Origin of the sequence: Sphingobacterium deserti (genome assembly GCF_000757725.1) — a bacterium.
GTDB lineage: Bacteria > Bacteroidota > Bacteroidia > Sphingobacteriales > Sphingobacteriaceae > Sphingobacterium > Sphingobacterium deserti.
This window is the reverse complement of record NZ_JJMU01000029.1, coordinates 139,956-151,603: the sequence shown is the minus strand read 5'-3', so window position 1 is coordinate 151,603 and position 11,648 is coordinate 139,956. Positions and strand designations below refer to the sequence as shown.

Here is an 11,648-nt window from a genome sequence, read left to right as displayed (position 1 = left end):
TGGATTTCGGGAAATAATCTCATGCCTGCCCATACCCACTAGGCCACGGCAGTCTTCAGCTCTTTCCATCGCTTGATGAAACGTAGAATGCCGTTATCTGGTTTCGAAAAGATACGGCTGGTCTATCGATTTATTAGTATTGAGTAATGAGTAGTGCGTAGTGAGAAATTTTTTAAGAGCTATTATAATGCATTTGCCAGTTTTAAACGAAATGTCGCCTCTTTTTTAGATGATAGTATGTAGTACTTAATGTAAAGAATTGCGTAAAGCGTATAGCGTAGTGAGAAGTTAAACTTTTCTTTGCTTTATTGCTTCTTCCCCTTATTAAACGAAATGTCGCCTCGAAAGCTTTGCAATATGTAGAAACTTGCCATTGCACAAACCTCCCCTGCAAAGGTTTCAAGCGACGGGGTTTTGAATACTTTTGCCCCTCAAAAGTATTTGCCTTGCCGCGGCATGCGGCGGAAGGGTTGAGCGAGGGACAATCCGTTTGAAAAGCAAAAAAGTCGCCTTACAAAAGTAATACCCTGCCTTGCCTAAGGACGGATGGGGCTGAGTGGAGGACAATCCGTTTGAAAAGCAGACATTACCTTACAAGGGAAAAACCTTGCTGCGGCATGCGGCGGAAGGGTTGAGCGAGGGACAATCCGTTTGAAAAGCAAAAAAGTCCCCTTACAAAAGTAATGCCTTCTCTTGGTAAAGGACGGATAGGATGTGTAAAGGGAGGTCAAGCACAGCCTAATTAAACACCACATACCTTACAACCTCTATATTAACAGAAACACCTATAGAAAGATCTTTGGTAGGATAATAAATGGCGTGTAATGTCAACGAGCCGTTGCTCAGGATAAGCTCCTTAAAAAATCCTCGAAAACGAATGTCCTTGATAAGGAAAGCCCCCTCACTATCGGGTTTATAGTGAATGTCTTCTTGATGGATGCCGATGTTCGTATCTGTTTCGATATGCAATGCCGCCGCCTCCTCTGCTGTCAATATATTACTTTTCGCAAGAAGTTGCGCTGTGTAGCTATGGCGCGGATTGTAATAAAGCATCTCCGGATTTCCCTGTTCCAGGATCTTTGCATTTTTCATCACAATAAGTTCATCAGCCATAGCGAGCACTTCTGTCGGGTCATGAGATACCAATACGATGGTAAGTCCGCTCTCTTCTACGATAGTGCGGATATCTTGCTGCAAAGCGTCCCGAAATGCCGCGTCGACCTGGTTGAAAGGCTCATCCATTAACAATACTTCGGGCTCATTGATCAGCGCACGGGCGATAGCCACACGTTGCTTTTCACCGCCGCTGAGATCTGCAACGCGCTGTTGTGCAAGATGGTCGATTTTCAGTCTTTTTAGCGTTTCCCGGGTTTTCGATTCTTTTCTGGCAAGGTTTGTATTTGGAAGTTGCGAGGCGATATTATCCCAAACTTTGGCATATAGATTAAGGTCTTCAAAGCCTTGGGAGACCAGTCGCATGGCATCATGCCCGGGAATAAGCTTATCCTTTCGCGTGGGAACAAGCCATCCTTTATAGCGCACCTCACCCTCAGACGGCTCCAAAAGGCCGTAGATAAGTTTTAACAGCGTGCTTTTTCCGCTTCCAGACTCTCCGATGATCGCCGTTATCTTCCCCTCTGAAATGCCAAAGTCCACCTGATCTACTGCTGTGACAGACTCTTTGGCGGAAAAGGTATGGGATAGCTGCTCTCCAAAAATCAGCGGAACATCAGGTCGTTGAATATCATTCGGTATATATTGACAGGAAGAGGTTTTTTGTGCCATAAAGAAAAAGTGCCGGAAACTGTTTAGTCCGGCACAAAAGTACGCATTTAATATCAAGGATCTTAAATGCTAGATCTGCTTTTAGAAACCTAGCGTCAATCCAAATGTAAAATTATTTAGCGATTGCTGATTCGGGCTGTTTTCAAACATATCGTTGAGGTAATACTTCGCGAAAACTCCCATAGAGCCGTAACCTACCCGGGCGAATGCACCGTATTGGAAGCTAGCCAAATTGTAATTATCACGGAATTTTTGTCTTCCGAACTCTTCACTTCGCAGTCGCTGTGTGCCCTTTAGCAATATACCTGTCATAGCACCCACCGCTATTTTGGCACGATCGCCGTGCCGGTTTTTACGGCTTCGAAATTCAAAAGTCAGCGGTACACGTAGGTAGGTAGACGTAAATACGTTTCTTCTATAGTCTGTCGTAGATTCCACAAACGTTAACGGCACCGCGTCTGTATCTAATATCACGTCATTCTTTAGTCGCAAGTAGTTCCACTCGAAACCTGTAGACACATATACCTTAAACATATCCGTAAACCGGAGGCCTACTTGAGCGACATCAAAGCCAAAATTGGATGCTCTGCCGTAATCCAGCGGTTGGTTCTCCGGAGATAAGGTAAAGCTACCATTGTCGATAAGTCGGGAAAATCCCCAATCGATCCGCGTGAATGTCAGCCCGCCGAAGAACCGAGGGTATGTGACAACTTTCCCGCGGTCGTCGTAATCTTTTTTACCGAGCGTAGGCTCAAAGTCCATATGCCTATTTTCTGTGCTATCGCTCGTATCTTCCTGTGCAGATACCGATGCGATGAATAGTAAGCCTGCCATAAAGCTGGATAGGATGTAGCTTGTAAGTGTATTTTTCATAATGGTTATTTTCTATGCTTTTTTCGAGTTTTTACCAGTGAATTAAATATGTCAACGCGAAGGGATCCTTCTTCGTCATTGCTGAAGTGTATAGTTTTGCTGTCATCAGGGTTCACCACTTCCGATATTTTATTGAGCAACCCAGCTACTAAACCCTTCTGCGGGGCAGAATTTTGTGGAACAGTCGCGAGCATAGAATCCTCTACCTCCGGATCGTCAATAAGCGGCTGTATAGGATCTATCTCTACCACCTTATGACTTGTAAGCGCGCTGCTTTTAATGCTGTCAATCGGAGCAACCTCGACCATCGCAACTTGAATCTCGGGCAGTTCCAAATCAAGCTTTTTCGACTCCTCCGCCGCGGTTGGGGTCAAAGGTGATGAATTTGATGATTCTTTTTTCTGCGGCACTTTTTCTTCCACGATATACGCCGCTGAATTATCTTCCAGCTGTAATGCATCTGCAATACCTGACTTTTCTATTTTCCGATCGCTACTGGTTGCTGGTGTTTTAACAACCTGTACTTCCGCGGCTTTTTGAATTTGATCTTCCGTATTGTTGTAAAGTAACGCGGCGATACCGACGACGATTATTGTAGCGGCAGCGTAACGAAGCCATGGCTGTTTCCAAAAAGGAGTAGTCTGGCGCTTTATTCCAAGTTCCGCGTCGATACCGGCCCAAACATCTTCGCTCGGCTGTACGTTCAGATCAGCTAATTGATCACGGAAAAGTTTATCTAATTGATCGTCGTTCATGATGCTTGTCCTTCCCTATTAAGTAGTCTTTCCTTAAGCCACTGTCTTGCTCTTGATAATTGCGATTTTGAATTGCCTTCACTGATAGAAAGCTTTTCGGCAATTTCGCGGTGTGAATAGCCGTCGATAGCATAGAGGTTGAATATGGTGCGGTAACCTGCCGGTAGCAGCTGTATCAGCGCCAGCAAATCTTTGTAATGAACCGCATCAGCGCTTTCCACTGATCCCGCAATCTCCTCATGCCTTTCGTCGACAGATTCAACCATCGCGATGTTGTTTCTTCTGTAATGTTCTATTGCCGTATTGACCATTATCTTTCTTATCCATCCTTCTAATGAACCCTTGCTTTCAAAATATTCCGCTTTCTGAAATACCTTGATAAAGCCAATCTGTAAAATGTCTTTAGCCAGCTGTTCGTCTGAAGCATAACGAAGGCAGACGGCAAACATTTTCTTGGAAAACAATTGGTAGAGTTCGAACTGCGCTTTGCGTTCGCCTTTCAGGCATTTGGCCCACAGTATTTCCAACGGTTGCTTTTCCAAGTTTTTGATTAGTCTTTATAGGGAAGACGGGGAAAAAGAAAGGATGGTTGCATGGCCGCAAAAAAAATTATGCGATACTAATTTTTCGCTGTTCTGGCGAAAGCGCCTCTATATATATATGTACAGCATCAGCAGGCAGGAGGCTCGCAATTTTCTCTGGCCATTCTACAAAACAATAATTTCCAGAGTAGAAGTATTCCTCATAGCCTAGATCTAAAGCTTCTTCTTCATTTTTGAGCCGGTAAAAATCGAAATGAAAAATGCTGCCTGCTTCGAAAACATATTCGTTGACAATGGAAAATGTAGGGCTTGAAGTGGGTTCCTGTACGCCTAGGGATCTACAGAGCGCATTAATTAACGTGGTTTTTCCTGCACCCATCTTCCCGTGAAACAGAAAAATTCTGTCATCCGGGAAAGTTGATAAGATCTTTTCGGTCACTTCGTTTAATTCTGCTAAGCTATTTACAAGGATTTCCATGATCAAATGTAGGATTATATCATTTATTATGCTAATACTTTTGTTTCCGCTACAATCCTTCCGCCGCATGCCGCAGCAAGGTTTTTCCCTTGTAAGGTGATGTCTGCTTTTCAAACGGATTGTCCTCCGCTCAGCCCCATCCGTCCTTAGGCAGGGCAGGGTATTACTTTTGTAAGGCGACTTTTTTGCTTTTCAAACGGATTGTCCGACGCACACCCCTTCCGCCGCATGCCGCGGCAAGGCAAATACTTTTGAGGGGCAAAAGTATTCAAAACCCCGTCGCTTGAAACCTTTGCAGGGAGGGCTTGTGCAGTGGCAAGTTCCTACATATCGCAAAGCTTTCGAGGCGACATTTCGTTTAATAATGGGAAGAAGCAATAAAGAAAAGTTTAACTTCTCGCTACACTATACGCATTACGCAATTCTTTACACTAAGTACTACATACTATCATCTAAAAAAGAGGCGACATTTCGTTTAAAATTGGCAAATGCATTATAATAGCTCTTCAAAAATTTCTCACTATGCAATACTCATTACTCACTACCAATCAAGCGAAAGACCAGCCGTATCTTTTCGAAACCAGATAACGGCATTCTACGTTTCATTAAGCGATGGAAAGAGCAGAGGGCTGCCGTGGCCTAGTGGGTATGGGAAGGCATGAGATTATTTCCCGAAATCCAATCTAAAAGGATTTTGGGATGTCATCTAGCCTGACAGGCAGCCTGCTGCTGTGCGTGGGGTTGTGGGAAAAATCGCCTCGATGAAACAAAGATTTTTTGTATACTTTTTCATCTGAAAAAGTATGGCCCAGTCCCGGCTAGGGACAAGCGATCTGCCGCATGCCGCGGCAAGGCACTACTCCCTACCGTAAAACATCCTTTAGCCAAACAAAAAGGCTATCAGACCAGCTACGCGAATCAGTCTTGTTTTGCAATCCAAAGCCATGCCCACCTGTCTCGTAAAAAAAGAGCGTATTGGGTATCCCTTCGCGATCGAGCGCTTCTTTGTAGCTTGTGGAGTTTTGGAGGACCACGACTTTATCGTCGGCGGCATGAACGAGAAATGTTGGCGGTGTATTTTTTGAAACACGTTCATCCATCGAAAAATAGGCTACATCCTGCTCCGCAGCATGCTCGCCTATCAGGCTCTTCTTGGATCCCTTGTGCGTTATACTATCCCGCATGGAAATCACAGGATAAATGAGCACCGAAAAATCTGGCGGTAGGTTTTGCGGCTGCGCATTATCAATTTTTACATCTCCAAAATGGTTGGAGAGCGAGGCCGCGAGATGCCCACCAGCGGAAAAACCTACTACGCCTACCTTTTTAAAGGCATAATGTTTCCGGATATATTGCATGCCCCGCTGCGCATCCTGCAAAGGCCCGACTTTGCGTTCCGGCATATTTTCGTCCTTTGGCAAGCGATAATACAACACAAAAGCACTGTAGCCCTGTTTATTAAATTCCTTAGCTACCTGATGCCCCTCATGGTTGATAGCAACATGCGAATAGCCGCCACCGGGTATAATGAGTACCGCTTTATCAGCATCCTTTAACGGATAGCGATATAAAACAGGGATATTTTCTTCGCCCAGCATCGCCTCACTTTTGGATGCATTCGGAATAACATCGTAAAGCTTTACCTTTTCTTGGGCTAGCGTAAAATAGTTTAGTAATACCACAAATAGAAACGTGTATTGGAATTTCATGTGTTATTGATTAGCAACAATAAGTAGATCCAAGTCTTTGGAGGGAAGATTAAATTTTTCAGCAATATCCTTGTTTGTAAGCATGCCTTGGTATAGATAGATCGCACTTCGAATGCATTTATCCGACCAAATCATGTTATTCATTCCTCCGTTTTCGCCGATCTGCAACAGCAATGGTGTGAAGATGTTGGTCAGCGCATAGGTCGCGGTACGCGCCACGCGTGATGCAATATTAGGCACGCAATAATGGATGACGTCATACTTGCGGAAAACAGGCTTATCATGCGTTGTCACTTCCGACGTTTCAAAACAGCCGCCTTGATCGATACTTACATCGATCAATACCGAGTTGGGCTTCATTCTGGATACTGTTTCTTCCGTAATGATGCATGGCGAACGACCGTTGTTTGCGCGCACCGCACCGATTACCACATCACAAGATTTTACAGCCTTATTCAACACCATCGGTTGAATAACCGATGTAAAGACGCGGCTTCCTACATTATTCTGCAGGCGCCGTAAACGATAAATGGAGCTATCAAAAACTTTGACTTGTGCACCCAGCGCGATAGCTGTCCGCGCCGCATATTCGCCCACAGTACCCGCGCCGATAATGACCATCTCGGTAGGTGGCACGCCCGTTACGCCCCCCAACATCAATCCCTTTCCATCGAAAATATTGCTCAAGTACTCGGCTGCGATCAATACGGAGGTAGCGCCAACGATCTCGCTCATCGCACGAACGACCGTCAAATGCCCGCCCTCGTCTTTCAGATATTCGTAGGAGAGCGCCGTTATCTGCTTCCGCATCAGCCCCTGCAACACTTTTAAATCCATTAAGGATGGCTGATGAGAAGACAGCAATACCTGTTTATTTCTCATCATTCCGACTTCTTCAAGCGTCGGACTGGCAATCTTGATAATGATATCGGATTGAAAAACGTCCTGTTTATCATGGCTGATACGCGCTCCCTGCTCACTGTAATGTTGGTCGAGAAAATTGGAAGCATCACCCGCCCCAGATTCAATAACAACCTCGTGCCCATATTCCACCAATAGCGCAACGGACAAGGGGGTTAACGGAATTCTTTTCTCTTGAAATGATATCTCTTTCGGAACACCTATCTTCAACGAATTTCGGCTCCGTCCGACGCTTGCAAACGCTTCTTGCGTTTGAAATATAGCTTTTTGGGCAATTTTTGACATATCATTCATAAGGGCAATAGCTTCCTTTTCAAAACTAGTGAAATTAAAGATTATTATTCATATTCCGTGGCAAAGAATATTAAATCCATTTTTTTTTCTACTTTTACCATGGTGTAACATCACGTTAATGCAAAAACTACCTATTTTCAATCAAATCGGCATTGTTCCGAGGTGGACTATATTTCTGTTCGATTTGTTTATCGCTGCTATCGCGTTCATCTTTGCGTATGCGCTTTACTACTCCTTCAACCTGAATGCTTACGCCCGTTCGCAATTTGCAGTAGACATTATCTATTGTTTAGCCACTACCTCGTTTTCCTTTTTGGTATTTAAGCTATATTCTGGCATCGTTCGCTATACAAGTGCTGTCGATTCTATACGTATACTATCAACGCTTTTATTCAACATCATCATTTTGTTTGCCATAAAGTTGCTGTTGATCGCGCTTCGTATTCCTTCATTATTGCCTACAAACATTATCATTATCTATAGTTTGTTCGCCTTCACCGGCCTTACAACCTACAGAACCCTGATCAAAATTGTTTTCCAATACAATAAAACCAAAACATCGGAGAAAAAGAATGTGGTGGTTTATGGCGCGGGAGATTTGGGTATTGCCGTAAAACGCACCTTTGACCATGATTTAAAATCGAACAAATTTATCGTGGCTTATATTGATGATAATGACACCAAGATCGGGAAATACATTGACGGGGTAAAAATCTTCAACTCCAGAGATTTGGCCAAGCTGATAGAAAAGCTGGGTATCGACGAACTTATCTTTGCTTCGCATAAAGTTGATCCGGAGAAAAAAGATGCGGCGACGGATGTCTGCCTGGAAAGCAATGTCAATGTGCTTACCCTCCCGCCTGTCAGTGAGATTATCAACGGCACTTTGTCGCCCAACCAGATTAAGAAAGTTAAAATTGAAGACTTGCTGGAGCGGGCCCCTATTATCTTATCACACGATAACATTCGCGATCAGTTGGCGGGGAAACGCATTTTAGTAACCGGTGCAGCTGGTTCGATCGGCAGCGAAATAGCAAAACAACTTGGGCTTTTTAACCCACAGCTGATTATTCTTTGCGACCAAGCGGAATCGCCCTTACATAACCTACATTTAGACTTACAGGAGCGCTTTAAAAACCAGGCCTACCAATCGTTCATTGCCGATGTGAAAAATGAAGGGCGCATGCGTACGCTGTTTGAAACCTTCAAACCCCAATATGTATACCATGCAGCAGCCTACAAGCATGTACCGATGATGGAGAACCACCCAATAGAGGGTGTGCGCACCAACGTATTGGGCACCTACACGCTGGCCAACCTTGCGGTAGAATTTAATGTGTCGAAATTTGTTTTCGTATCGACGGATAAAGCCGTAAACCCTACCAATGTGATGGGCGCTACTAAACGCATTGCCGAAATGTATGTGCAAGCTTTAAACAACAATATTTTAGAAAAGCATGCGGATCTCAAAACAAGGTTTATCACGACTCGATTTGGCAATGTACTAGGTTCCAATGGGTCTGTTATTCCTCGCTTCAAGGAACAGATTGAGAAAGGCGGGCCGTTAACGGTAACGCACCCGGACATTACCCGATACTTTATGACGATACCAGAAGCTTGCCAGTTGGTGATCGAAGCTGGATGCATGGGCAATGGCGGGGAAATTTTTGTGTTCGACATGGGTAAATCTGTGAAGATTGTTGATCTGGCGGAGAAAATGATCAAGCTATCCGGCTTCCTTCCTTATAAAGAAATAGACATCAAATTTACCGGCCTCAGGCCCGGCGAAAAGCTATACGAAGAGCTGCTGAATGATTTGGAAAACACCATGCCTACCCATCACCAAAAAATCATGATCGCAAAAGTTCGGGAAAATAATTACGATTTGGTCGATAGTCAGATCGATGTTTTGTTTAAACAAACGCAAACAAACGACAATTTAAATATCGTCCGTCAAATGAAAGTGATTGTTCCGGAATTTAAAAGCCGTAATTCCATTTATGAGCAATTGGACAATGACGTTTCTCGCTCAACTAACTGATATAAAGCCGAGATTTTATATTAATACTTGCAATAAACTTTTAAAAGTGTAATTTTGCGTTCCATATTTATTATTCGATACTAGCAGATGTCAAACACAAATGTAAATCCATTAGAACCTAAAAAGTCAACAGGTTCTTTTTTTCAGGACAACCAAAAAAGTATAGCCTTTATTGTCGGCGGTATCATCGTTTTGATATTGTTGTATATGGGGTACCAGAAATTGTATTTGGCTCCGCGTGCAGAAAAAGCTGCCAATCAAATTTATAAAGCAGAAGAATATGCCATGATAGACTCCCTACAGGCAAAAGCTATAAACGGAGATGGATCGTTCTTGGGTTTCAAAGAAATTGCTGATGAATATTCTAATACAAAATCTGCTAACATCGCAAATGCCTATTTGGGCGGTCTATACCTTCGTCAAGGTAACTTCCAAGATGCCATCAAATACTTACAAAAGTATTCAGATACAGGAAGCGAGGTTTTAGACCCTTTAGTGACCGGATTAATTGGTGATGCCTATTCTGAATCGAAAGACTACAAATCAGCAGCAGACTATTACAAGAAAGCAGCAGATAAAGCAAGTAATACCTATACTACGCCGTTGTTCCTTAAGAAGCTAGGCTTGGTCTACGAGGCGTTGGAAGACTTCAAAAATGCAGAAAAGGCTTACCAGTCTATTAAATCAGACTATCCAGAAAGCCCGGAAGCAAACATGATTGATGGTCCACTAGCTCGTGTACAAGCGAAACAGTAGTATACCCTATAAAGAGACTTACAGGCTGCTTATTTTATTAAGTAGCCTTTTTTATTTACCTTTGCCTCCATGTCAAGCAGCTTGAAAAATCTCTCAGACTTCTCACATTTAGAAGTTGGAAATGCAGAAGGGTTAAAATTTGCGATCGTGGTATCGCAGTGGAATGCCGAAGTCACCGGAGCTTTATTAGACGGTGCGGTAAGCGGTCTATTAAATCATGGTGCGCAGGAGAAAGACATCGAAGTCCTTCGGGTGCCGGGAAGCTACGAACTTATATCAGGCGCGGATATTATTTTACGGAATAATGCCATCGATGCTGTCGTGTGCTTGGGATGTGTGATACAAGGTGAAACCAGGCATTTTGATTTCATTTGCGATGCCGTAGGACACGGCGTTGCGAACGTGGCGCTGAAATACAATAAACCGGTTATTTTCGGCGTATTGACCACTGATAACTTGCAACAGGCGCTCGATCGTTCCGGGGGTATCCATGGCAACAAAGGTGAAGAAGCGGCAATCACGGCCATTCAAATGGCTCGCCTTAGCAAGCAGTATAGCTAGGCTGCAATCAAAGCTTTTTAGGTATGAAGCGCTATGCTATTCTCCTCATTGGCATATTTTCCCCCAGCTGCGACATCTATTCTTCATGTCTTTCGTTGAATAAGTGCGTCGCTTATAGCACTTATTCAACGAGAAAGCAACAATTTATGTACAAGGCAACAGCAGGTCGTTGCCTATAAAGGCAATGCTGCTATCTCTTTTTTAACAAGAAAAACTATGAAAACATTTTTAAAGGCTGCAATTATTAGTCTTCTCGTATACACAGGAGGACAGCTCATGGCCCAAGCTAGCCAAGAATCTGTTTCGATATTATGGAAAGGTATTGGCGGAAAAGTAAAGTGGGATAATACAAACTATATCCTCTTCACAGCGCATGGCAATGAATCCCGGTTTTTACAGAATGGACGGAAATTCTTGATCAACAAACAGTCTGGCCAAGTGCGGTTTGAAGGTAAATCTAACGATGGCGATAGCTGGATAGCCTTGTTCAATTTCAAAACAGATAAACTGTCCAAGCTATCCTATAATGGTGTTGAAAGCAAATCCATATCCGCTGAGGGCGAAGAAGTCTTTTCGAAAATAAACGAGCAGTTTAACAAAGACGCATCCTTTCTGTTTCTACCTACATTGGTTGATAAAACAGGAAAAGCTGCTTTAAAAATTGTGAACGCCGAAAAGTTGCAACATATCCCCTTTCAAGTAAAACAAAACAACTTATCTGGCGAGCTGTATTACAATGGCGAAACAGGGATTATCAAACAAATTATTGATAAAGAAGGTAACGAATTTTACGTCGATGGATACAAAGATATCGGTGGCGGTTTAATGTTGCCTACAACATTCAAGAGCTTGGGAAACCAAGATAAAAGTACATCGTTTACAACCGTGGCTGCATTTACAGAAATGGAAGACACACAATTTTCAAACCTTTAA

Annotated in this window: 11 protein-coding genes; 4 read left to right on the top strand and 7 right to left on the bottom strand. The window is 43.4% G+C overall.

The window, feature by feature from the left end; all coding sequences use genetic code 11:
- Positions 1-738: 738 nt before the first annotated feature.
- The 7 genes from DI53_RS10225 to DI53_RS10190 all read right to left on the bottom strand — a co-directional run bounded on the left by DI53_RS10225 (position 739) and on the right by DI53_RS10190 (position 7,357).
- Positions 739-1,785, bottom strand: a complete 1,047-nt coding sequence (locus DI53_RS10225) for an ABC transporter ATP-binding protein (RefSeq protein WP_037498573.1) — start codon at positions 1,783-1,785, stop codon at positions 739-741.
- Positions 1,786-1,866: 81 nt separating this feature from the next.
- Positions 1,867-2,658, bottom strand: coding sequence for an outer membrane beta-barrel protein (locus tag DI53_RS10220; protein ID WP_037498571.1), 792 nt, complete (start codon positions 2,656-2,658; stop codon positions 1,867-1,869).
- Between the two features lie 5 nt (positions 2,659-2,663).
- Positions 2,664-3,413 (bottom strand): hypothetical protein, encoded by a 750-nt coding sequence (locus DI53_RS10215; protein ID WP_037498568.1) that lies wholly within the window; start codon positions 3,411-3,413, stop codon positions 2,664-2,666.
- Positions 3,410-3,955 carry an RNA polymerase sigma factor gene (locus tag DI53_RS10210; RefSeq protein WP_037498565.1) on the bottom strand — a complete coding sequence of 182 codons (546 nt, stop codon included), beginning with the start codon at positions 3,953-3,955 and terminating at the stop codon, positions 3,410-3,412. Before DI53_RS10210 ends, DI53_RS10215 begins: the two co-directional genes overlap by 4 nt.
- A gap of 67 nt (positions 3,956-4,022) precedes the next feature.
- On the bottom strand, positions 4,023-4,433 hold the full coding sequence (tsaE, locus tag DI53_RS10205) for a tRNA (adenosine(37)-N6)-threonylcarbamoyltransferase complex ATPase subunit type 1 TsaE (protein ID WP_037498562.1): 411 nt from the start codon (positions 4,431-4,433) through the stop codon (positions 4,023-4,025).
- Positions 4,434-5,296: 863 nt separating this feature from the next.
- Positions 5,297-6,142, bottom strand: coding sequence for an alpha/beta hydrolase (locus tag DI53_RS10195; RefSeq protein WP_037498556.1), 846 nt, complete (start codon positions 6,140-6,142; stop codon positions 5,297-5,299).
- A gap of 3 nt (positions 6,143-6,145) precedes the next feature.
- Entirely contained in the window at positions 6,146-7,357 is a 1,212-nt protein-coding gene (locus DI53_RS10190; RefSeq protein WP_037498553.1) for an alanine dehydrogenase, read from the bottom strand.
- Positions 7,358-7,475: 118 nt separating this feature from the next.
- Here DI53_RS10190 and DI53_RS10185 point away from each other — a divergent pair, with 118 nt between their 5' ends.
- From DI53_RS10185 to DI53_RS10170, 4 genes are all read left to right on the top strand, one after another.
- Positions 7,476-9,398, top strand: a complete 1,923-nt coding sequence (locus tag DI53_RS10185) for a polysaccharide biosynthesis protein (RefSeq protein WP_037498550.1) — start codon at positions 7,476-7,478, stop codon at positions 9,396-9,398.
- A gap of 87 nt (positions 9,399-9,485) precedes the next feature.
- Positions 9,486-10,154 (top strand): tetratricopeptide repeat protein, encoded by a 669-nt coding sequence (locus DI53_RS10180; RefSeq protein WP_037498547.1) that lies wholly within the window; start codon positions 9,486-9,488, stop codon positions 10,152-10,154.
- Between the two features lie 69 nt (positions 10,155-10,223).
- On the top strand, positions 10,224-10,715 hold the full coding sequence (ribH, locus tag DI53_RS10175) for a 6,7-dimethyl-8-ribityllumazine synthase (RefSeq protein WP_037498544.1): 492 nt from the start codon (positions 10,224-10,226) through the stop codon (positions 10,713-10,715).
- A 216-nt stretch (positions 10,716-10,931) separates the two neighbouring features.
- Positions 10,932-11,648 (top strand): hypothetical protein, encoded by a 717-nt coding sequence (locus DI53_RS10170; protein ID WP_052072320.1) that lies wholly within the window; start codon positions 10,932-10,934, stop codon positions 11,646-11,648.

What these genes read in the sequence shown, in the direction of transcription:
- DI53_RS10225 (WP_037498573.1), bottom strand. Translation starts at nt 1,785, where the DNA reads ATGGCACAAAAAACCTCTTCCTGTCAATATATACCGAATGATATTCAA.
- DI53_RS10220 (WP_037498571.1), bottom strand. Translation starts at nt 2,658, where the DNA reads ATGAAAAATACACTTACAAGCTACATCCTATCCAGCTTTATGGCAGGC.
- DI53_RS10215 (WP_037498568.1), bottom strand. Translation starts at nt 3,413, where the DNA reads ATGAACGACGATCAATTAGATAAACTTTTCCGTGATCAATTAGCTGAT.
- tsaE (WP_037498562.1), bottom strand. Translation starts at nt 4,433, where the DNA reads ATGGAAATCCTTGTAAATAGCTTAGCAGAATTAAACGAAGTGACCGAA.
- DI53_RS10195 (WP_037498556.1), bottom strand. Translation starts at nt 6,142, where the DNA reads ATGAAATTCCAATACACGTTTCTATTTGTGGTATTACTAAACTATTTT.
- DI53_RS10190 (WP_037498553.1), bottom strand. Translation starts at nt 7,357, where the DNA reads ATGAATGATATGTCAAAAATTGCCCAAAAAGCTATATTTCAAACGCAA.
- DI53_RS10185 (WP_037498550.1), top strand. Translation starts at nt 7,476, where the DNA reads ATGCAAAAACTACCTATTTTCAATCAAATCGGCATTGTTCCGAGGTGG.
- DI53_RS10180 (WP_037498547.1), top strand. Translation starts at nt 9,486, where the DNA reads ATGTCAAACACAAATGTAAATCCATTAGAACCTAAAAAGTCAACAGGT.
- ribH (WP_037498544.1), top strand. Translation starts at nt 10,224, where the DNA reads ATGTCAAGCAGCTTGAAAAATCTCTCAGACTTCTCACATTTAGAAGTT.
- DI53_RS10170 (WP_052072320.1), top strand. Translation starts at nt 10,932, where the DNA reads ATGAAAACATTTTTAAAGGCTGCAATTATTAGTCTTCTCGTATACACA.